At 45.1% G+C, this 23541-nt stretch carries 19 protein-coding genes; 12 read left to right on the plus strand and 7 right to left on the minus strand.

Features of this window, described 5'->3' with window-relative positions; all coding sequences use genetic code 11:
• Positions 1–286: 286 nt before the first annotated feature.
• From B0I21_RS18990 to B0I21_RS19005, 4 genes are all read right to left on the minus strand, one after another.
• A complete protein-coding gene (locus B0I21_RS18990; RefSeq protein WP_133642076.1) occupies positions 287–1249 on the minus strand; it encodes a helix-turn-helix transcriptional regulator in 963 nt (320 codons plus the stop codon).
• A 68-nt stretch (positions 1250–1317) separates the two neighbouring features.
• Positions 1318–3042, minus strand: coding sequence for a heme ABC transporter ATP-binding protein (locus tag B0I21_RS18995; RefSeq protein WP_133642077.1), 1725 nt, complete (start codon positions 3040–3042; stop codon positions 1318–1320).
• Positions 3043–3072: 30 nt separating this feature from the next.
• Positions 3073–4104 (minus strand): FecCD family ABC transporter permease, encoded by a 1032-nt coding sequence (locus tag B0I21_RS19000; RefSeq protein WP_133642078.1) that lies wholly within the window; start codon positions 4102–4104, stop codon positions 3073–3075.
• 16 nt (positions 4105–4120) lie between these two features.
• Complete coding sequence (locus B0I21_RS19005) at positions 4121–4975, minus strand: heme/hemin ABC transporter substrate-binding protein (RefSeq protein ID WP_133642079.1); 855 nt, start codon at positions 4973–4975, stop codon at positions 4121–4123.
• Positions 4976–5261: 286 nt separating this feature from the next.
• On the opposite strand from B0I21_RS19005, the gene B0I21_RS19010 reads away from it, so the two are divergent.
• From B0I21_RS19010 to B0I21_RS19040, 7 genes are all read left to right on the plus strand, one after another.
• A complete protein-coding gene (locus tag B0I21_RS19010; protein WP_243836268.1) occupies positions 5262–7670 on the plus strand; it encodes a TonB-dependent receptor in 2409 nt (802 codons plus the stop codon).
• Positions 7671–7698: 28 nt separating this feature from the next.
• On the plus strand, positions 7699–8442 hold the full coding sequence (locus B0I21_RS19015) for an HmuY family protein (RefSeq protein ID WP_133642080.1): 744 nt from the start codon (positions 7699–7701) through the stop codon (positions 8440–8442).
• A gap of 167 nt (positions 8443–8609) precedes the next feature.
• Positions 8610–9203, plus strand: a complete 594-nt coding sequence (locus B0I21_RS19020; protein ID WP_133642081.1) for a hypothetical protein — start codon at positions 8610–8612, stop codon at positions 9201–9203.
• 192 nt (positions 9204–9395) lie between these two features.
• On the plus strand, positions 9396–10199 hold the full coding sequence (locus tag B0I21_RS19025) for an HmuY family protein (RefSeq protein WP_243836270.1): 804 nt from the start codon (positions 9396–9398) through the stop codon (positions 10197–10199).
• A gap of 17 nt (positions 10200–10216) precedes the next feature.
• Entirely contained in the window at positions 10217–11197 is a 981-nt protein-coding gene (locus B0I21_RS19030) for a hypothetical protein (protein ID WP_133642082.1), read from the plus strand.
• A 61-nt stretch (positions 11198–11258) separates the two neighbouring features.
• Positions 11259–11831, plus strand: coding sequence for a hypothetical protein (locus B0I21_RS19035; protein WP_133642083.1), 573 nt, complete (start codon positions 11259–11261; stop codon positions 11829–11831).
• A gap of 205 nt (positions 11832–12036) precedes the next feature.
• A complete protein-coding gene (locus B0I21_RS19040) occupies positions 12037–12594 on the plus strand; it encodes a hypothetical protein (RefSeq protein WP_133642084.1) in 558 nt (185 codons plus the stop codon).
• Positions 12595–12852: 258 nt separating this feature from the next.
• On the opposite strand, the gene B0I21_RS19045 is transcribed toward B0I21_RS19040, so the two are convergent.
• On the minus strand, positions 12853–14094 hold the full coding sequence (locus B0I21_RS19045) for a PQQ-dependent sugar dehydrogenase (RefSeq protein WP_133642085.1): 1242 nt from the start codon (positions 14092–14094) through the stop codon (positions 12853–12855).
• A 166-nt stretch (positions 14095–14260) separates the two neighbouring features.
• Between B0I21_RS19045 and B0I21_RS19050 the strand changes: the two genes are divergently transcribed.
• The 5 genes from B0I21_RS19050 (at position 14261) to B0I21_RS19070 (ending at position 19148) form a co-directional block, all read left to right on the plus strand.
• Positions 14261–14863 carry a helix-turn-helix domain-containing protein gene (locus tag B0I21_RS19050; protein ID WP_133642086.1) on the plus strand — a complete coding sequence of 201 codons (603 nt, stop codon included), beginning with the start codon at positions 14261–14263 and terminating at the stop codon, positions 14861–14863.
• Positions 14864–14957: 94 nt separating this feature from the next.
• Positions 14958–16274 (plus strand): S41 family peptidase, encoded by a 1317-nt coding sequence (locus B0I21_RS19055; protein WP_133642087.1) that lies wholly within the window; start codon positions 14958–14960, stop codon positions 16272–16274.
• Between the two features lie 26 nt (positions 16275–16300).
• Positions 16301–16570 carry a hypothetical protein gene (locus B0I21_RS19060; protein ID WP_133642088.1) on the plus strand — a complete coding sequence of 90 codons (270 nt, stop codon included), beginning with the start codon at positions 16301–16303 and terminating at the stop codon, positions 16568–16570.
• A gap of 273 nt (positions 16571–16843) precedes the next feature.
• Positions 16844–17410 (plus strand): biliverdin-producing heme oxygenase, encoded by a 567-nt coding sequence (locus B0I21_RS19065; protein WP_133642089.1) that lies wholly within the window; start codon positions 16844–16846, stop codon positions 17408–17410.
• A gap of 685 nt (positions 17411–18095) precedes the next feature.
• Positions 18096–19148: a sugar phosphate isomerase/epimerase family protein gene (locus tag B0I21_RS19070; RefSeq protein ID WP_133642090.1), complete on the plus strand. Its 1053-nt coding sequence runs from the start codon at positions 18096–18098 to the stop codon at positions 19146–19148.
• A 68-nt stretch (positions 19149–19216) separates the two neighbouring features.
• Here the strand turns inward: B0I21_RS19070 and B0I21_RS19075 are convergent, their stop codons facing one another.
• The gene (locus tag B0I21_RS19075; RefSeq protein WP_133642091.1) at positions 19217–22156 is read right to left on the minus strand and encodes a M16 family metallopeptidase; all 2940 of its coding nucleotides are present in this window, start codon (positions 22154–22156) and stop codon (positions 19217–19219) included.
• Between the two features lie 232 nt (positions 22157–22388).
• Positions 22389–23513 carry an AI-2E family transporter gene (locus B0I21_RS19080; RefSeq protein WP_133642092.1) on the minus strand — a complete coding sequence of 375 codons (1125 nt, stop codon included), beginning with the start codon at positions 23511–23513 and terminating at the stop codon, positions 22389–22391.
• Positions 23514–23541: the final 28 nt, after the last annotated feature.

A 23541-nucleotide genomic window follows, 5' to 3' on the forward strand; every position in this document is an offset into this window, starting at 1 on the left:
GCAACTTTACATTAGGTTTGGGGATAGACTCAAGCTCAATAGAGGCTTTTAGGGTTAGATTAATTATCCACTGACACAGTTGGAGTTACACTCCCCGAGAAGTTTAGGTTTCCCTTACGCTATTGCTTCCTACCCTAATTAAACGAAATGTCGCATCGAAAGCTTTGCGATGTGTAGAAACTTGCCCATGCTCAAGCCCTCCCTGCAAAGGTTTCAAGCGACGGGGTTTTGCTACTTTTGCCCTACAAAAGTAGTGCCCTGCTGCGGCATGCGACCGATGTAACGTTTAAAATTTGAGCTCACCTGGCGATATACCATAATACTTCTTAAAGGCACTGCTGAAATTATTCTGGTGCCCAAAGCCCGTCAGCAACGCAACCTCGTACACCGACATTCTATCTTCCAGCAAATAGGAACGTGCCTTTTCCATGCGTAAGCGCGTCAGGTAGTCATGAATGGTCACCGAAAAATATTCTTTAAAATCTTTACGAAGTTTACTTTCACTCATCAGGACCTCCGTGGCAAGCTCCTTTTGTGTGGGTGGGTTGGCCAGACGTTGTTCCAATATCTGCCTAGCGAGCTCTAGCCGCGTGATATCATCATCGTTAAACAGGGGTGCGCTCTGCTGCGTCCGATCATTGTATTGTTCAAACTGATACATCAACAGCTCAACCACCCTAGATTCTGTATGCAAACGACGAATTTCACCAGTCTTCTTGGACGCTACCAATTCGGAAATGGTATGTTGCATTTCATAGGTCGCCATCAAATCTTCTTCGGAGAAGGAAGCATACCGCCCTTTTTCAATATCGTCCACAAAATGTTTATGTAGAAGGGAATCTCGTTTAATAAGGTTTAGGTAATATTCTTTGGAAATGACTGCAATAAAATAGCTATATTCCACGCCTTCTTTCACTTCATGCGTGGTTTGTACCGAGGGAATATAACGTATGTTATGCCGACTCATGCCGTAAGGCTTTTTACTATCTATGGTTTTGTAAAAGATAAATTGACTCGTAATCGCTTCGCCTTCTATTTCTGTATGAATATGCACAGGCCGATCAAAAAACATCTGTGTATGTAGTACGAAGAGGCCGCTGGTAGAGAGCTGAAAGTTCGTCATGTGCACCGGTTCGCGTTTTATGATCAATCGACTCTCCACCAAAGGTTTGTCGGGCACATAATAATCGGGTATCTCTTCTATGAAAAGCCATTCATCCAACTCTACTATTTTGCCTTTTACCAACATATCATACTTTATTTGCGCAACATATCTGCCTTAAATATACACATAATAGTTCATTGTTTATATTAATTCTAAATAACAACCTCTTGGGTTTGCCACATGCCGTCTACGCTTCCTTGTTTTGCAGGCCTATGCATAACGCGCAAATTCAGTTTCCCAGCATGATCAAAGAACTCCACGACGACGTCGTCCGATGGTAAAGCCGTCAGGTAAATTTGGTCGACCAAAGGCAGGCGTAGTTCCAATTCGATCATATCGTGCTTCAAAATATACCGAAAGCCTTGATCGACAACGTTGCTTATGGACCCAACGTAGCGATGTTCGCAGCCTTCATTTATGGTGGTAAGGGCTAAAGGAGAAGCGCTTGCAGCCGCCGTTGCAAACATTTTTCGCACATCCGCCATGTCGATCGATCTTTTTTGGCAATGTTGAAATGCTAAGCTTTCGGGATCAACGGTCGTTGTCTTTTGTGCGGGTTGAAATTGTGGTTTCTCGTTTGCTTCTTTTTCTAGCCAAGCTGCAACAGCGCAAAACGCATCCTTATTGCTGTTATCGCAAAGTTGCACACCATGGATCAGTTCACCATTGTTGTTAAAAAAATGCATCCCTTCATCTCCCAGTTCCGTGACCAACAGCCCGGCATGCCAACGGCTTATATCATACTGCAGCGACTTCGTCGTAGCGAATGATTCTGCTGCATGCTGTGCAGAACCACCGAAGGCGGTAGCCTCATAGGTATGCATGGTTCTCTGTGTGCAGCAGGCATTTTGAGTGTACACCCAAACCGGTCCCAATTCGGAAAACTGACGAATAACGTCTTCTAGGGACCGGTGAATGAAGTGGGCACGCCTACCCTTGTCTATTATCCAAAGTTCCACTTCCGGGACATGCAGTGCTGCCGCCTGCTCTGCAATACGGAGATACGGGTTTTTGGCGATCAACTGTTCGCGCCGCTGCTGTAGAGAAATAGCTTCCAGAGGTCTGGGCTGCAGTTTGGAATTTATTTTAAATACGTCAACAGGCATTTCTTCCAAACGAACATACGGGCGAAGTGTTCTCGGGTTGAGTTCAACAGAAGCTTCTACAGAGAATACGGTATAGATATTAGCCGGATTAAGGACTTCCACGGGTGTGCCATCAAACAGTTTACGGCCATGCTTCAGCATAATGATACGATCCGCATAGGTGGCAGCAAAATTAACTTCGTGAACGACAAGGACAACCATAAAACCCCGTCGAGACAAGGCCTTTGCAATGGCCAGTACCTTTTGTTGATAATGCATGTCCAGTGCTGAGATAGGCTCGTCAAGCAACAGCAGGCTGTCGGGGTTTTCCCAGACCTGCGCGAGGGTTCGCGCGAGCTGTACACGTTGCTGCTCGCCACCAGATAAACTCATAAATATGCGATGAGCCAACATATCCACCCCGCAAAGCGCCATGACTTCTTCCACGACCTCCTTATCCAAAAGTGATGGGCTGGATTTGAAATGGGGGTATCGCCCCATCATCACTATTTCATCTACAGTAAAAGCGAGCGATACATGCTGCTGCTGGCTGAGCATAGCACGGCTACGTGCCAATGTACGCGGATCATAGCGATCCAGCCTTTTTCCATTGAGCGTAACGACACCACTCGTGGGCCTGTATTCACCGCAAAGAACCTTCATCAACGTCGATTTTCCGGCGCCATTGGATCCTAGTAACGCTACAACTTCGCCTTTCCTAATCTGCAAAGAAACATCACGCAATAGTTTCCGCCCTTTTACTTCATAATGTACTTTCTCAACCCTTAGCATGCTTTATTATTTGAATATCTGCTCAATCCGTTATTTTTCTTTGATCAGTATATATATAAAAACCGGTGTGCCCAGCAATGCGGTAATTACGCCAATAGGCAACTCCATTGGGGCAATCAAGGTTCTCGAAACGACGTCTGCCAGCGTCAGCACCAGCGCACCCAAGGCCAATGAGCCTGCCAGTACATAGCGATTGTCTGCTCCGCCCAAGAGCCGTACCATATGCGGTACCAACAAACCGACAAAACCAATAACACCCGATATGGCTACTGAAGCGCCTACAGCCATCGTCGATAATAGCACGACCAAAAGTTTTACCCGATCGGTACGCATACCCAACAGATCCGCTTGCATCTCTCCTAGCGCAAAGGCGTTCAGCGGTTTACCAAAAAACAGCAGTAAGATGGAAGGAAGGAAGATGCATGGCGCAACAACGGCTACGTTATCCCAGGTTGCTCCGCCCAGACTTCCGAGCATCCAGAATGTAATGCTTCGCAATTGCTGCTCAGTAGCCATGTAAGTCATTAACCCCGTTAAGGCGCCGGCAAACCCATTGATCGCAATGCCCGCAAGCAGCATCGTCGTTACTTGTGGGCGCCCGTCTTTTACCGCAATACGATATACAATAAAAGCTGTTAATCCCGCTCCGGCAAATGCGCCGAACACCAACAAATAGTATCCCAAAAAAGCAGATATTGTAGTAAACAACATGGTTTCAAAGGCGATTATCAAAACAGCAAACAGCGAAGCGCCAGATGATATGCCGATGAGGCCAGGCTCTGCTAACGGATTTCGAAAAATTCCTTGGATTGCGGCTCCGGAGACGCCTAAAGCAGCTCCCACAAGCAGGCCAAGAACCACACGGGGAAACCTCACGACAAAAAGTACGTCTGCAGGCAATACATCATTCGTGTGGATAGACAGCATGCCGAGTTTCTCCACAATGAGCTGTATAACCTCACTTACAGGAATGTAAAAAGCACCCGAACCGAGCGATACAAGTGCTGTTACGAGCAACAATAGCAAGAGTAAAGCGATGATTATGTGTTGTTTGTTTGACACCTTATTCGTTAAGCAATTATGGTGTGACTGCCGTTAAAGCCTGATGAAGCGCCAATACCGCTTCCGGTAAACGCGTACTGAAATTCACCAACAAGGACGCATTCATACTTAAGATGCGCTGCTGTTTTCCAGCTTCCGTCAACCGGACACCCGGCATGTTCAGTATAGCTTCTTTTCCCCCGAGACTACTCAACCCAAAGTCAAACATCAGAATAACATCTGGATTAGCGCTTACCAGTGCTTCTGTGCTGTAAGGTTTAAATTCAGCAAATTCCTGCACCGCATTTTTCCCCCCGGCCAGTCGAATCAGGGCATCCAAACTGCTGCCCTTCCCCGAAACACTCATGGTACCTGTTCCCCTTGCATAGATAAATAGAACGGTTGGCCTTTTTTTACCGCCCCCCTCGGCTGCAATTATCTCGGCAATCTTTTCCATGGTCACCTTCGTTCTGGAAACAACTTCCTTCCCGCTATCCGAAACGTTCAACGCATCGGCAATTTGCTGAATAAAACGATACGCGCCATTCGCTGTAAACTCTTGCTTGAATACGATAACGTGAATGCCTGCTGCTTTCACATGTTTGAGGACTGCAAGCGACATGTCGCCATCGGGGACCAATACGATGGTTGGCCGAAACGCCATAATACCTTCTGCGGATATCGAGCGGTTTTTACTAACTTTTGGTAAGTCGGCCGCTGCTCTTGGTGAGATACTCGTGACGTCGGTAGCCACCACATGCCCACCTAACCCAAGTCCGAATACGGTCTCTGTTATCGCGCTGCCCAACGTAATAATGCGCGTCTCCTTGCCATAAACGTCCATCAATGTGCTCGCGAAGAACATAATAATTACTGCAATACGGTTGATCATACGTGACTGTCTTATGCCTGTGGGAACGTGTTCGTCCTGCCGAATCCTAACGGAGGAGCAAAACAGCGTTCAACTATATGGATACAAAACAAATCAATAATCAGTCTAAATACAAATAATTTTATTTCATGGGATCGTGCGGCTCTAGTTAACATAGTGATCTTTAAGCATTAATTATCAGTTTATTAAGCCAATAAATTGAGCAAAAAAGATCCATATCAAACCGCATTGAAGATAGGAATTATCAATTTTAATATAGTAAAAATCGATTCGATTCACTTCTTTTGTGTCATTATTTAGATTGAATAAAAATAATTTGACACCAATAAGCTTGACGATATACATTAAATTAATATTCGTTATCTGGTTTTTCTTGCCGTCCATACTCGTAGGACAACAGCGGAACGTGCTCTCCGGTTACGTGCTGGATTCCTTAAACCGGCCGATGGCAAACATCCAGGTGACCCTTTTTCCAGATAGAATGATAGTGCATACCGATACTACCGGATTTTTCTCCTTTCCTAATCTCTACAGCGGCACTTACCAGCTGGAGGCGCGGCAAGAAGGCTTTACGACAGCGGTACGCTCTGTCGCACTAGAGAATGTGGATACGCTGATTACCTTACACGTGAACACCGAAGGTCGACGTATTGATACGGTATTGGTCAATGGAAAAGTGGCCGCAGTTGATAATCTTGTTCGGGCAGAAAGTGCTGCCATGCCAGTCAAGATAATCACCCGGCGGGAGATAGAATTAATGGGGAGCCGCAGGCTGGATGAGGTCATGAAAGAGCAAACCGGTGTTGCTGTTGTCAACGATATTGCCGGCGGTTCGCGCGCTGTGGGCGTGCAAGTGCAGGGCTTCAGCAGCAACTACGTGATGGTCTTGATCGACGGGCAACCGATGATGGGTAGAAATAATGGTAATTTCGACCTATCGAGAATATCAGTTACCAACATAGAACGCATTGAAATTATAAAAGGGGCGACATCCTGCTTATACGGTAGCGATGCCTTGGGCGGTGCCATCAATATTGTGACCAGACACGGAGCGTTAACGCCACAGGCGCAAGCTTCGATACTATATGGGAGCCTCAATATTGTCGATGCAACACTGGAGGCCGAAACGCCTTTCGCTCATCAACGCGGATCGGTGGTTGTCTCTGGAAACTATTACCGCACAAATGGTTTCAACAGCGATCGTCAATTTTTGGATAACGAAAGTACCACCTTCCCGCCTTACGAGAATTACAGCTTTCAAGGCCGCGGTCGGTATAGAACGAGTAAAAGTGGCACCATCGGCTTAACGAGTCGCTATGCCGCACGTCAATCAACCATGTTTAATTCCTGGTCAGATAACCTACGCATCGAAGATAGACAGGAAGATCAGGAACTAAGCGTGGCAGGAAGCTATGACCATGTCTTGTCGTCGACGTTTCGAAGCATGAGCCGCTACTATTATACACGCTTTCATACACAACTGCAGGCAGCTTGGCTTCAACAAAATATAGTAGCGGGTGCTGAATCTTTTGGACAGCAGGCGCACCGAATAGAGCAACAATTTGCCTACACGCCTATGCAGGTGCTGAAATTTACAGGCGGTATCGGCGCAGGTCTGGAACGCATGGATGAGCAGAGCCTAGACGAACGCCGCTCACTCCATACGGCATTCGCTTTTTTACAAACCGAGTGGAAAGCTACCGACCGCCTGCTAAGCACGCTAGGTATACGTTATGACTACTCCAATGTGTACGATGGTCGCTTGAGCCCCAGCTTCGGTTTGCAGTATCAGCTGCGGCCTTCTCTCTTGCTAAAAGCTGGTGTGGGTGCAGGCTTCAAAGCGCCTGACTATAAAATGCGCTATCAGGTATTTTACAATCCGGCGGCAAATTATTTGGTTGTCGGCAGTGACCGGGTGCAAGAAATTATCGCAGCAATGGATGCTAGTGGCGAGATCAGTTACCGAAACACCTATATGCTTAACGTGTTGGCAAACAACCTGAAAGCGGAAAAAAGCCTATCCAACAATGTTGGCCTGAGCTGGAGCCCGAGCACGAAATTGCAAGTGGATGCATCGGTGTTTTATCACCGCATCAACGATCAGATTAATACGGTTATCGTGGCTAACGGAACATCGATAGCCAGCATCTTCAGCTACCGCAATTTACCCAAAGCCGTTAACAAAGGTTTTGAAGTTTCTGCGACATACCAAGCAAGCTCGCGCCTGCAATTCTCCGCCGGCTATCAATACCTGATCGCGAAAGATCTTGCCATGCTAGACAGTATACGCGCTGGCCGCTATCCTTACAACCAGTACAACAACGCCGCGACAGGCGAATACCGAGAAAGTCGGCCAAGCGATTACTGGGGAATTGAAGACCGATCAAGGCATATGCTCAACCTAAAAGCACTGTACAGCTATCAGCCCTGGGGTCTGAACCTAAATGTACGGGCGAATATCCGTGGACGATATCCTTTTCAGGATATCAACGGAAACCAGTTTATCGATGATGCGGATGCGTTTGTGCCCTGGCATACTTTACTCAATCTAACGCTTGAAAAGAGCTTACTGAATCGTCGGCTGATCATTCGAGTGGTGGGCGACAACCTGCTAAACTTTACGAATAGAAATATGTTGGGGCAACCTGGACGGGTTTTGCTTGCCGGCCTAAGCTACCGCTGGATGAAGGATTAAAATCGTAATAGATGTAAACACTACAACAATGAAAATAATAATAAAATTTATGGATTTGCTCAAGCCTGTTTTATTCTCGGGTACTGCCTACTTATTCATCCTGTTGTCTGCCCTATTGTCTTCCTGCGGGAAGGAAGAGGATGCCCGGCCTGCGCTAGACGATGGAATAAGCACAGTGGTGTATGATCTGCCCGGGGATACGGAAGCATCAATGGGCCAAGCCGTTGATGGTAAACAACGACGACCTTTCTACACGTTTTTGTTCCGGTTGCGCGATCAACGACAGATCTGGATCAAAAATGCCGCAGACTCTGCACAGTGGCTGAAAAGTGCGGACTGGGATCTTGCTTTTACCGATGAATACAATTCCGGGCTATATCTCAATAATGCACATTTTGAGCACAACCCTGGTTACCAAGGTGCTGCAATAAGCACGGCGGTGGTCCTGGTGAAAGAGGCATATGAAAATGTGCATAGCGCGCCGAGCGATGAGGTCTTCGCGAACAGTACCGTCAACAAAATTGGCTGGGCATCTTCCGAAATTTCAAACGGCTGGTTTCAGTACAGTCTGAATACGCACATTATGCAGGCACTCCCAAACCGCACCTATGTTTTGCGCCTACCCGACGGAAAATACGCCAAATTACAATTGATCAACGCCTATAAAGGCAATCCGCAAACCGTAACCAACATGAATTGGCCAGCTCCTTATTTCACCTTTCGCTATTTCGTGCAGCAAGACGGAAGTCGGAATTTGAGGGGGGAGAAGTGAGAAGTCAAAAGTGAGAAGTAAAAAGTCAAAAGTTAGAAGTGAAAAGTTAGAAGTGAAAAGTTAGAAGTTAGAAGTTAGAAGTAAAAATTTAGAAGTTAAAAATCAAAAGTGAAAATTCGAAAGTATAAAGGAAAACATATAACATTTTATTTTTTATCAATATTTACATGAACAAACTAGTTAAAATTACAGCGATCGCTTGCACGGCTACTATCGGATTTATAGCTTGCAACAAGGGGGATGACCATATGGCTGTTCCAGCCTTAAGCGATGAAAGCGCCGTACAAGTGGAAGCAAAAATAGACGTCCCTGCCGGGCAAAAGGTATTTTTTGATTTTAACACCAATGCACAGGCGGATAGTGCCAAGAGCATGGTTAATCTGTCAGGCATGTACGGTTCTACACTCAAAAATTCGCAGGAAACCGTTTACAAAATGGGTTACTTCGATATGCAAAATACGTCGGTTTCCGCCTTGACTGTACAACAGGTGCTTGGCGCTAACATCACTTTAACGAATACCTTTTCCATTGATGCGACTTCCGCGGGTGCGCCCGCCGGATCAACGCCGTTTTGGATTGTGTATGACTTTGCGAATAACCATGCAGTCTACCCTACCGCAAATCGCTATATCGTGTGGTACAAAGGTGAAAACCTCAGCGCGGCTTCTGACGAACTATTCATCGCTCAAGCAAAACGCGTAACGGCAGCACGTGGCAATGCATCCTACGAAATCGATGTAAAAAAGATAACCAAAAAATAGGGCCAAGACCATACATCTTTTCTATCCTATAGTGTTCAATTCCAATAGCAATAGCCAAGGACGCGTATAAACGCGTCCTTGGTTTATAAAGCAAAATTCATAAACGAAAAATCATTTTGAATAGACCGAATCTACTGAATCCCAATTATATTTGCTATTATTTATAATGATTTTAAATAAAAACAACAAACCATGATGTTTTGTAAACGCATCCATACCTATCTCAACAGCATACGCTATACCCTATTGGTAATGCTCCTTTTGGGCACACTCGTTTCTGCTTGTAGCAAGGGCAATGGTACGGAGCCGAGCCCCGAGCCGGATGTTCCGACAAATGATTCCATCTTCAATCGACTTATTGTCGTTAAAAATTTCGGGGAACTCATTCCCGTTGGTGCGGAACCAACCACACCGCAATCACCCATCTACTATAGCTTAGAAACGAATAGCGCGATCACGGCCGACTACCAACGTACCTCGCGCTGGGACATGTCCTTCGCCGATATCTACCGCAGCAATATCAATTGCAACAACACGCGAGCGGGGGGCGGTGTCGGTGGCCCTGGCAAAGGAGGTATCTTGTTACTGGAACAAGCTTTTGAAGATGTGGTTGATATTCCTGCCGATAACCTGTTTAAAACAGGCGATAAACCTTACGGATTGGATATCAACGGCGCCTTAGGAGAAGATATAGGCTGGGTATTGTATGATTTCAGCGGATCTTTGGTCCGTGACGGCGCGTATGACAACGCTCATATTGCCTATCCCTTAGACAAACCGCTAACTATAAAACTGGAAAACGGTCAGCTGAAGACAGTGCCTGCGCGAACCCTTGTTATCCGTACGGCGAAAGGAAACTACGCTAAGCTAAAAGTAACCAGCTTTTATAGAGACAAATTGGATCGGGATTCTTGGAGAAGAAATGACGCTAAGCCATTTTTCTCGTTCGAGTATGTGTTGGCTAAAGCCGGCAGCAGCAAATTTGAAATTAAATAAAGCTAGTTTTTAACCATATGAACAAGATCTATCTCTTTACACTCCTGCTGAGCATCTTTTGGCTATCGTCTTGCACAAAAACCGAAGGGCTCGAACCGCTGCCGCAAGATAAGATCACCGTATTTAAAGTGGTCAATTTACCCGATGAAAACGTGATCTATGGCGCAGTGGACAACCAAAAGAATACCATCACCGTATACATCCCGTATTACTACAGTTTACTTGTTATTGATCCCGAAATAGAAGTGTCTAACGGTGCACAAATCGACGGGGAAATATGGCCTGTCCTGGTCGAGGAAAAAGAAAAAACATATACGGTCATTGCTGCCAACGGCAGTAAGCGGACCTATACCTTGATCATCGAATCGCAGAATACGCCATCCTTTGAAGCCGCTTGGGTGAGCGCGAGTACCTTTTCTTTACGAAAAGCGCCGTTTACTTCTCTTGTAGGCATACAGGGTAACTTTGGACACACCAATACGGCTGCTACGGGCATTATCCTAGTCAATCAGGAAACGGGAGAGCGTGTAACAATGCCGGTATTAAACTCACTCAAACCGGATATACAAGGTTTTTACGTGCTTATTAACGAAGGCAATATTGATGCGCATCGTATTCCGGCAGATACCAAAGCGGGTATATACGATGTGGAGGTACGCAATCTAAATCACGTTTACCAATTAAAAGAGCCCTTGAATATCCGGTACGTCCAACCTAATCCACACATTCCGCTGGCTGGCGTGCAAGTGCAAAAAAATGCAGACTGGAAAATAGGCCCGGCGCTGGGCACTGTTTTTTTAAACCCGAAGGCAGCCAAGGTAACCTTGGATAACAAGGACTATCCGCTCACTATTAAATCGCATTCGCGCACTGAATTGGTGATCACATTTCCCGACGATCTGCCGGTTGGGACATTCCCTAATGTCAATATTACATTTGAGTTTGAAGGATGGAATACCGTTAGTAAGCCAACAACATTTATGGTATCAGCCACCTAGAAAAGCATCCACAACCCCTCGGGGCAGTATATATATTTATTTATTTCAACTTTTATTTATTATGAAAATTCAATCAATCTTAAAAACTACATTAGCTGTCGCACTTCTTTCCACAACGGTTTTTGCAACTTCTTGCGATAAGGAAAAAGACGAGTCGCAGCTGCAGCTTCAACAAGCGCAGGCCGCTACGCCCTATACGATCAACGGCCAATGGGGATCACCATTTAATCCTGTAGGCTGGGCAAAGGTATACGTGAACTTCGCAACGGCAACCCAAAGTACCTCATCAACGGCCACACATCAAGTTGCCTTCGAGCGTCAGGTAAACGGAAACATTATCGCGGGTGCGGGTTATCAGTTACGCTACATCATAAAGGATATTGATAACGTGACCGCAGCCGATTGGAATACGGCAACAGGCGCTACCTCTATTGGTAGTGGCGTGTGGTATAACTACGACACCAGCACAAATGATTATGAGGCAGTGGATCCATTGACCGTTATCGTCGCAACAGCGGCGGGTGCACCGGTGTACGCCGTGAAGCTTGTTAGGTTTGATAATATCCAGCAAACAGGTTCAGGCAGCTCATTACAAGTAAAAGCTGATCCGGTCATCGAATACAAAGCACTTTAATATTACTTAAGCCGTTTGCTGACCAGTGGATGGGTCGGCAAACTGTTTTCATTCACACATCCGCATATCAATTTTAATAAAATAGATTATGCTAACCACTGCCATTTCTATCCCATCAAAAAAGATACTATTTTGTATTTGTGTGTCCATAACATGCTTGATCGTATCGTGCAAGACGGAATACCCCGATTTTCCGTACAACGAAATGGAAAGCTTTTCCATACAAGACGCAGCCGGAAATCCACTGCATGCCAGCATCGTAGGCAATCAAATCGTAGTTTACTGGCCTCCGTTGGTTGCGCAACCCGAAACCGTGACACCCTATATTACCGTTGCGGAACGCGCCAGTGTAAAGCCTACATCCGGTACAGCAATATCGCTGGCCTCCAAAGAACCGATCACGTACACCGTCACCGCACAGGACGGAACCGAGAAGATCTATACATTCGTCTTCCATTATAATCAACCTATCTTGATTGCCAATATAACCGACCAACAATATGTCACCGGAGACATTGAATACGCCTACGCATTTTTTCGGATTTCAGGCCAAAACATATTGACCGATTCGTTACAGACGCAAGGATACCTTGTTGATAAAGAGGGTAAAGAGACAAAGTTAGACATAGCCTCGATCAAATCTACATTTATCACCTTTAGCCGAACAAAAGCCACGGATCCAGCCCCTGGATTGTATAGGATAAAATTGATATCGGGCAAGTACACGGTATTTACTGACGAATTTGAGGTTGTCCGCTTATAAGAAAAGTAGTGCTCATAAAAAACTATAGTCGGCGAAAAGCTGTAGAGCAGCACAACTATTAAAAACAAAAAAAACCGGATTCACAGGAATCCGGTTTACTTACACATTGCCATGAGGCAATACATATATTACTTATTTCATCACAAAAATACAATCTTTTCAGAAGTGACAAGCTGCACCATGTGTTAAAAATAGCTAATTCTTACACCTTGTAGTGAAACAACTACATTTTACACGTACCACAAACATGTCCAATTTTTAATAGATGCGGTATAGGCGACCTTGATCCGTAATCGCATAAAGCGCTCCATCCGCGCCTTGCGTCACGTCTCGGAAGCGTTGATTCTCGCCAGCTAAAAGCCTTTCTTCGCCCACAACCTTACCATCGCGAATAACAAGCCGCACGATGTGCTGACCACTTAGCGAGCCGATGAAAAGGTTATGCCGCCACGCTGCATGATGACTATGGTTATAAAACGTCATACCGCTTGGCGAAACAACCGGATCCCAATAGTATACGGGTTGTTCCATACCTGGGAGTTGCTGTATGGCGTCCCCTATCACCGCTCCACTATATTCAATACCATAAGTAATAGTTGGCCAACCGTAGTTTGCTCCAGGTTTTATCAGGTTCAGTTCATCCCCACCGCGTGGACCATGCTCGCCCTGCCAGAGATCTCCGGTTTCGGGATGTATGGCTAAGCCTTGTGGATTGCGATGCCCTATCGTATACAATTCAGCACGAGCGCCCCCCTGCGTAAAAGTCGGATTATCGGCTGCGGCCTGCCCTTCTGTCGTGATTCGCACTATTTTGCCAAGCGCCGAACCTACGTCCTGCGCTTGCGCTCGCGTGGCTAAATCCGATCTTTCGCCGGTACTGACCAATAGATGGCCTGTCCTATCGAAAAGGATGCGCCCACCATAGTGGAGCGTGCCCGCATAAACCGGTGTTGCCCGGTAAATGACTGTTGCATTTTCGACCTGTCGTTCGTTCGCAGCAAGCACACCTCTTGCCACGGCAGTAAGATTACCGCCTGCCTGTGGGTCTGTAAAAACCCAATACAGTCTCCGGTTTGATGCAAAGTTGGGGTCCAAGCAAATGCCGAGAAGCCCTCCCTGCCCCGCCGCATCGACCGTTGGCAGTCCCGTAATAGGCTCGCTCACCTCTCCCGTGGCTGTTGCTATCCGAAGTGTTCCCGCTTTCTGCGTGATCAGGAGTCGCCCATCCGGCAAACTCGTAATACCCCAAGGACTAGTGAGTTGTGTGCTAATAACATTGGCTGTATAATTCGACCTGGTCGTTACGCCTGGTGCGCGTGTTTGTCCAACAAATGCTGGTGCGTAGTCGGTCTCCGCGTGATTTGTTTCCACTGGCGGCCCCAGTACCATCGTATCTTGGATAACGTCATTGGTCTTACAGGAATAAAGGCCGGCAGTACAACTAAGGATTAAGCCAAACAAGACTGCTCCTTTGAGAAAAAATGGAGTGAACGTTTTCATAGTTAGCTGTATATCTGATTACAAGTATATAACACGAAATGCTGAAATAGGTTCTAAAAATTTTGAAGATGGTCGGTGATTCGTTTTGGCAACGTATCTTTGTACAACATCTATATATCGAATGCGATGTTTTAAATAGATAATATAAAATTATTTGATCTACATCATGTACGGAGAAGCAACATACAGGCGGGAATATGGCAAACAAGTTGAAAAATACTTGAAAGCTTTCGGTTTGACAGAGGAAGACTTAGGGAAACTAATCAACTCTAGTTCGGACAATGTGCGCGATATTGTGCAAGGTGTTGTCGGACTTAGCCTAGGAAAGATGATAAAAATTGCGAATGTGTTCTCTGTGCATTATTATCAATTTGCCGACCCCGCCTATCCATTGCCCGAAGAAAGGCATTTATCCAGCAGTACCCGCAAAAAAATCGAAAAGCGTAAATCTATGGGCGTGGTAGTGCGGGATAATCAAAACCTGCTGGCCAAAGAGCTCGATCGATTGATAACTGCCGGTTTTCTGAATAAACCGGTTACCGCATCGGCCATACATCAAGCGATGGATCCAGGCCTATCCAACCGAAATCCAACCGAAATCAGCAACCTTCTCCTCAAGCGCCCTCGTAACCAGCTAATCGCAAAATTAGCTGCAAAAATTGGTAAGCAAAATCTGTATGTACACCGAGATTTTCTCCCGCATTACAAGCCGCAGCAGACGCTCGATCTATTCCCATCTGCTGAGCAAGAAGATCGTGTGCTGAAATAGCAATATGCATAGTCGAATCATCGGTTTTAATAGATGAAGAAATAGCGAATCGTGTACATTTGTTATTATTTAGAATAATTTCAAATAAAACGCCATGCACAACCGTTTAGCGAATTTGCTCTTTATCAGTCGTCCTAGTAAGAAACCTACGACTATGGCGTGCATGACGTATATGCTGATCCTGATCTCCTTGATTTTCTCCTGCAAAAAAGACAAAAGTGACTATGCTGAAGACGAGCTTCGCTCACCTCGTACAGGGAGTCGCATGGAATTGACCTTAGATTCCATATTTCTTTACAGTCGGCAAGTCTATTTATGGCGGCAAAGCCTACCTTCTTACACTGCATTCGACCCTCGGGGCCGTTATGGATCTATCGTTCCCGAGTTGCGTGCATACCAAAACGAACTGTACGATATCACACAGCTTTCAAAAGATCCTAGCGGCAGGCCCTATGAGTGGGCAGGCATAGAACAAAGGGCTAAATATTCCTACTTGGAGCGCATAAGAGCGCCATCTTCGTCTGAACGACATGCATCAATTGGGTTGACCAACTTTGTAAACCACCTTCAATTTTGGGATATGGGTACGGCGAAGGTGGCCTACCTGTACCTATCCAGCTTTCCGGATCTTGCGAAAATAAGATCCGAACTCGACGGCATCTTTGAACATATACAACAACGAGCGGTTACGCACCTTATTGTAGACCTACGCCATAACGGTGGCGGCTTTATCAATTCAGCGGTCTATTTAGCTAACCTTATTGCACCGGATCAATTGAACGGTAAGACCATGTTTGTCGAGCAATTTAACGAAGAGATGCAGAACGGCAAAGCCCGCATACTACGAAAACAGGTTTATCGCGATGCAAATGGCAAAACCGTGCACTATCAAGGTAGGCTAGCAACCATGGCTGATGTGGATTACAGTGAAAAAGCCAACACGCAGTTATACGCCAAACAAGGAAATTTCAATTCCGTCCAAAAGCTGTATTTTATAGTGTCTGGAAGAACAGCATCAGCGAGTGAATTATTAATAAGCAGCTTCAAACCCTATATTCCCTTAAAGCTTATTGGGCAAAAAACGTATGGGAAACCGGTTGGCTTCTTCCCTATTCAGATAGACAATTACCGTATTTACTTAGCAAGCTTTCTTCTTAAAAATGCAGCAGGCTGGTCGGACTATTTTGACGGCATACCCGTAGATATTCCAATCAACGATACGCTCACCGATAACCAGCAGATTGGTCAACCGGAAGAGAAAATGCTGGCCGCAGCATTGCACGATATCGCTTCTGGCAACCATAAGATGACACCAAAACAAACCTTTCATACTACGAAAACCATATCCGGAAGCAGCCCTACCTCCCTTATAAAAAAAGATTATTACCTATTACCCCCGGCACGTGAATAGACCACTATAAACAAAAGCTTATGCATATGAACATCGAAAACAGGCCCAACAAGTGGATCCAGGAATTGAAAGACCGCGGGCACGCGGCCAGTCGCCAACGCATTCTTATTATGACGGCCCTATCCGAAAAAAGGGTTATCCATGATATGGAAAGCTTTTGGCTGGAGTTGCGCCAAGAGCACCCGATCTCTTGGGCTACCTTTTACAGCTTTATTCGCTTAGCGGTGAAGGAGAAATGGATCGCCAAACAGGGCAAGGTATCAACGTATGCGCGCTATAAGGTATTGGTTGACTGACTGATTTTCTAAGCTCATGCAGTAGATTTTAACAGATTTTAAGAGGATGGAATCTTTCTACATGATACAGAAATTCTTATATTTGATCTGGAAAGGATGTATCGCGGTAGTTATTTGCCTGTCCCGCTGCGCAGACGATCGAGAAGCGTTACTTTTTGATAGCCGCCTAGCAACGATGAATTAGCGATTTTCATACATCATTAATCATATATCAGCATACAACGTAATGCAGAAATCTGAATATTTGTATAGAATCGTTTTAAATAATAAACTATGGTATTAAGCGAAAATATTAAAGAAAATACAAAGGCTGCCCACCAAAAGCTGGAAGGAGTTGTCGTGCGACAGTTGAAAGCTGTACGATCCAATATGGACTATGCAGAAGTGTTGAAAAATTTCTACGCGTATTTCAATACAGTAGAGCTGGCTATCGCCCCATTTATTACTCCGGATGTGTTACCCGATTATCAAGAACGCCGAAACTCTTCGCACATCAAAGATGACATTCTCGAACTGGGAAGTGATACCAATGAGCTGCCTGTAGCATTTGCACCATCTATCCAGAATACGTTAGATGCTTTGTCAGCACTGTACGTGCTGGAGGGCTCCATCATGGGTGGGCCATACATCGTACAAATGCTCAACAAATATGGTATCGAATTGGGCACGTCGTTTTTCTCAGGTTATGGCGAAAATACAGGCAACATGTGGGCGGCATTTACGGCTGCGTTGAACCAGCATGCGCAGGATCCTGCCGATCACGAACGTGCTATAGCCGTAGCAAATGAAACATTCGCTAAGTTTGGAGATGTTTTTGCATCAAGCACGGTGGAAAAATAGTCTTGCAACTCGCCCATGTCAGAAAATAAGGAAAACAAATCGAAAGTATGGCTTAAACGCGCTGGTATAGGTGCGTTTATGTTTTTTTTGCTGAAAGGCATCGCTTGGCTGGTCGTTTTTGCGCTGGCCGCAAAGTCATGTACATAACACAATAGGCATCTATTCCAGTTACCCCATCTCTCCTGTGTTAAGCAGCGGCTACCTCCTTCCTGTTCCCTCTATTTTTTCTTACGTTTCCTTCAAATGTCACGCACAGCAGCATGAGCAATCTCCTATTCATGTAAAAATTATTCGGGACAAAATATGCAACGTACTGACATCTAGAATAATGCAAATCAGGATACTTTTTCTTTGAAATAAATTGCATAAGCAACTTCACTTAGTGTAGGTAATACACTATATTTGTGCTTTCATAATTTAGGTTTATAATTGGTTAATTAAGGCTTTCATTCTTCGTGTTTGGAAGCCTTTTTTAATTCAAAAAAAGTTACCATTTTTTTCTACACGATCAGCCGGCAGCTGCCGTCTTCGTTTTTAACCACCTTACCTTTAGATTGCGCCTTTTAGGTTGTGTCCTAATTTTAAAAATGCTATTTTTAAATCTGGCATACCAACATCGTTCGGTAAGTCTCTTACATCCAACGTTGAAAAACTATTTTATCATAAAATTAAGCGTATTATGCACATGAAAACGATTAAAGGCCCTGCGATATTTCTAGCGCAGTTTATGGATGACAAAGCGCCATTTAACAGTCTGCAAGCTATCGGAGGCTGGCTCGCTGACTTGGGTTATAAGGGCGTGCAAATTCCTACTTGGGACAAACGTTGCATAGACCTGGAGCAGGCCGCAACCAGCAAAACTTATGCGGATGACATCAAAGGTGTGTTGGCAGAACGTGGTTTGGAAATTACCGAGCTTTCTGTACACCTGCAAAGCCAGTTAGTTGCCACTCATCCAGCATATGACACCATGTTTGATGGCTTTGCACCAGCGCAATATCATGGAAATGCAAAGGATAGAACAGCTTGGGCAACAAGACAAGTCGAGCTGGCGGCACAAGCCTCTGAAAATCTCGGACTGAAAACTATCGCTGCCTTTTCCGGATCTTTACTATGGCATACCGTCTACCCTTGGCCGCAACGCCCTGCAGGTCTTGTAGAGGCGGGCTTTAAAGAGCTCGCTGCCCGATGGAAACCTTTGTTGGACACCTGTGATAGCCATGGCGTTGATGTGGCTTTCGAGTTGCACCCTGGTGAAGACCTACATGACGGTATCACCTTCGAACGATTTTTACATGCGGTGGATGGGCACCCCCGGGCAAACATCTTGTATGATCCAAGCCATTTTGTGTTGCAACAATTGGATTATCTTCAGTTCATTGATTTCTATCACGAACGGATAAAAGCCTTCCATGTCAAAGACGCGGAGTTTTTGTACAACGGTAAGTCTGGTATTTATGGCGGCTATCAGGATTGGATAGATCGGCCAGGTCGTTTCCGCTCTCTTGGCGATGGACAGGTAGACTTCAATGGGATTTTCACTAAACTTTCCCGTTACGGTTTTGACGGATGGGCGGTCATCGAATGGGAATGCTGCATCAAAGACCCGGTACAAGGTGCAGAGGAAGGTGTCGCGTTCGTTAACGATCATATCATCCAAGTAACGACAAAAACCTTCGATGATTTCGCCAGTGCTGGCGCAGACGAAAACCTGAATAGGCAGATATTAGGGCTGTAAGAGAACGCAGTATAAAGCAAGAGGTGCCCTTTTTGGACACCTCTTTTTTTCTGTAGTCTGGTTAGCTATTAATAGCCAAATATTTCTTCCATAGACAGTTTTTTCAGCTTCCCTACTTTTTCTAATTCTTGATCGGCTAAGCTCTCCCGGTTCCCAACAATACAGTATGCGTATGGCTTGTTGCTAAACTCGCGCTGATGGAATGCCTTTAGGTCTGCATAACCCAATTTCGGAGCTTCTTCATAAACCGTTTTCCGGATATCACTTGTGTTTCCCAAGCGTTTAGCCGCAAGGTAACTGTAGAGAATTCCGGCATTCGTTATCCGCTCGCTCGCCAACGACTTTAAAAGGCTCACTTTAGCGGTTTCCAGGGCCAATGGCGACTCAGGAAGTGCGGTCAATAAATCGTTCATCCCGTCGATTGCTTCCTTGAATTTATCGCTCTGCGTGCCGATGTACGCGCCTACTACGTAATGGTTTTCCTTCTTTTGCGGCTGGCCATAAAACGCATATGTGGAGTATGCAAGAGCTTTGGATTCGCGTATGGTCTGGAAGACAATGCTCCCCATACCACCTCCAAAATAGTTGTTGAATAAGGATACCACCGGCGTATTGGCGGAATTGTACACATCTGAGTTACGGAACCAATATACCTCAGCTTGCTTCATGTCGTAGTGGGCAAAAAGCACCTGATTCGCTGTGGTAGGTAGCTCTTTAAATCCTATTCCTCGCTGTATAGCAAGATAATCCTTTTTATCCGCTTTTAAAGGTGGAAGTGCGGCAGTTAACTGCTTCATTTCACGCGGGCCGTAGTACAAGATACTGTGTTTCATACGCGATAAATCGTGTAAGACCTTCACTAAATCCGCTGCTTTTAACTGATCTAACTCGGCGTCCGTAAATGTATTATTGAACGGATTTTTAGCTCCATATTTTGCATAGGCTTTCAGCCCTTCCATAATACTTCCTTTGTTTTCTTTCGCATTTGATCTTGCTTTTTTCAAACGCAGCAAATACGCTTGAAAAGCATCCTCGTCAACCACGCAATTGCGTAACAGGTCTTGGATAAGAAGCACCGTTTTATCAAAATTTTCGTCAAGGCCAGCGATAGAGATCCGCGTCTCTTCATTACCCGCAGCAACCGAAAATGTTGATGCAAGCTTATAAAACTCCTTGCTGAAAGCCTCACTGCTTTTGTCTTTCGTTCCTAAGAATTCAAAATAATCGACGGCTAAAGGAAGCAGCTTATTATCCCATTTACCTAATGCATATTGATAAGAGAGACTAAACAAGGCATTGTCTTTATTTTGTACGGCCAATACTTCTGTATCGATCAGCTTTCCTTTCGCGATGTCTTTTTCGTAATCCACCCATACCGGATTGATCGTTGTTTCCGGCATGGCGTTCACCGCTTGCAAAAACTCGGATTGGTCATCTCGATTGACTGGTATCGGCGTAATAGCGGGCTTCTCCACCTTCACGACATCGGTATCCACCCCTTGTCGTTTATACACCAGCACGTAGTTGTCATCGTTGAGATAGCGGTTCGCAAAATTCACTACGTCTTGCTTCGTCAGTGTGGCGAGCCTGTCTACATAGCCTAATTCATGCGCCCAGTCTACTTCAGAAGTAAACGCAGACATAAGCTCTTGGGCGCGCCCCTGATAGCTTTCGTTCAGCGATATTTGGTCCTTACGCTCATTGTTGATGATGGACGTGATGAGGTCTTCCGAAAACTCCCCATTACGAAGTTTCTTTAATTCTCCCAAAAGAAGATCGCGCACCTGCTCCAACGTTTGTCCTTGTGACGGATTACCTTGAAGAATTAACATGGAATAGTCTTTCAGTACATACGGAAACGCTGCAGCACCCAAAAGTTTTTGTGATTTCACCAAATCAAGGTCGATCAAGCCCGCAGATCCATTGGTTAAAATATTCGACATCAAGTTTAACATCTGCGCATCCTCACTTGCGGCACCAGGAAATCGGAAACCCATAAATAGAAATTCTGCATTAGGCCCTTTCACTTCGCGGACTATAGGTTGCTTAATTTCTTGTTCTTTATCAAAGACATAAGCCGGAACGTCATGCGCTTTCATGTACGCAAAGGCCTGGTCTATTTTCTTGATCATGACCGTCGGATCAAAATCGCCCGACATGATAACGCCCATGTTATTCGGCACGTAATAGGTGTTGTAATAGGCTCGTATGGCTTGCAGAGAAGGGTTTTTAAGATGCTCTATGGTACCGATCACGGTTTGCTTACCGTAGTTATTGTTAGGAAAGGTTGCTTCAAACATCGCTTCGACGGCTTTGCGCCCGTCGTTATCCAAGCCTATATTTTTCTCCTCATAAACCGCTTCCAATTCTGTGTGAAAGAGGCGTAGTACGGGCGCACGAAAGCGTTCTGCCTGAACAGAAAGATATTTGTCAACCACGTTATTCGGAATGTTTTCTATATAGACCGTCTGCTCAAAAGAGGTAAACGCATTGGTTCCTTCCGAGCCCATGTTGCTCATCACTTTGTCGTATTCGTTGGCAAGGGCGTATTTTGCCGCTTCGCCAGAGACACGGTCTATTTCCGTGTAGATTTCTTTACGTTTGGCTTCATCTGCCGTGCTGTTATATTGTTCGTAAAGTGCATCAATTTCATCAAGTAGCGGCTTTTCCTTCGCCCAGTCCAACGAGCCAAATTTGTCTGTGCCCTTAAAGAGCATATGTTCGAGATAATGCGCCAGCCCGGTGTGGTCCTTCGGATCAGTTTTGCTCCCAGCTTTCGTAGCAATATAGGTTTGAATTCTGGGCTCCTTTTTACTCGGGCTTAAAATTACCGTTAAGCCGTTGTTCAATTTGTAAAATCTGGCCTGTGTAGGATCGTTACTGACATAGCGGTAGGTGTAGCCGTCTTCCTTGGCTTCTTTCCATTCAAACTTTTTTTGCTGGGCAAAGGCCCCGACCCAGATAAAAAGCAACGATGCCATGATCGTCGCTCGAAAAACTTTCCTCATACGCTTAATAGATTTTAGATAATAATTTTTACACTATCGCTCACCATATGCCATCAATGGCGGGAGATCGCTGAGCATGTCAGCAGCTTCACGTGCTAAATTTAACAAAAAAAAGTAAAAGCACTGCGCTTCATGCAATTTTAATAATTTTGATGATAAAAATTCGTTGGTACGAAAGAAATATTCCGAGAAAAAGGAGAAGGACCGCTTTCGCTCCAACATGCCTTCCGCACTAGGGCTTTTTATCGTCAGGCTTTTTAAAGATATTGAGATCAGCAAGCAATTTGTTGAAATGATCATCACCTTTCTCTTCCTCTCCAAGCAAGAAACCCCAAGCTTTGAGATCCCGAACCCGATCAAACAAGATCTTACATATAGCGAGAATCGGAATGGCGAGGAACATGCCTGAGATGCCCCACAGCATTTCGCCAACGATGATTGCCATCATCGCAAAAAGCGAGTTCACTTTTACTTTAGACCCAACAATTTTCGGTACGACAAAATTGCTATCGATCAAGTGGACAATCACTAAAGCCAAAACAACCAGTAGCAGATGGGTAACGGAAGATGTGGCGAAGGTGATCACGCTGATAATGAGCAGCGCGATAAATATACCGATGTAAGGCAATACGTTCAGAAAGCCGGTGATAAGCGCCAGCATCAAACTGTATTTAACCCCGATAATACTGAGCGCGATAAAAGTCAGCGCAGCAACAATGAGCATTTGTAATACCAAACCAATCAGGTATTTTTTTACGACATATTGAATTTGCCTAACAATATCCATCACAATAACATGATGCTCCGTACGGTTTACCAGCAGCAAAAACCGAACAATATGCCCCCGATAGATCAATATAAAAAACGTATACAGAAAAGTAAACACTAATAAGATGAGTAAAGACGAAAGGGATAGCAGCGCAATCCCCACAATAGCTGTTCCTTGGCTAACCGATTTTGATACCGTGCTCGTTAGATACTCCATCTGCTGGGCCTGTGCAACACCAAACGTCTTATGCACCCAAATTTGCGAAAGGCTAAAGCTTTCGGTAATTTGCTTTTCAAACGCCGGCCAATCATCCTTCAACATAGATAATTGCGACCCTAGCATAGTAAAAAGCGTCACGATCAGTCCAAAAAAAAGGACCAACGATGTAATGGCGGCTAGTGTGCGGTGAAATTTCAATTTCCTTTCCAGTACATTACACACCGGAACGAGCAATAAGGAAAATAAACTACCTAGAATTAATGGTGCAATAATAGTTTGTCCTATGTGCGCTATATAGCCGAGTGCAATAATGGATATTAGCGTGCACGATAGCTTAATGTAAAAGGGTAAATTTAGGAATCTAATCATTTCAAAACATAATTTGTTCTAATATACA

The organism is Sphingobacterium paludis, from assembly GCF_004364125.1.
GTDB classification, from domain to species: Bacteria; Bacteroidota; Bacteroidia; order Sphingobacteriales; family Sphingobacteriaceae; genus Sphingobacterium; species Sphingobacterium paludis.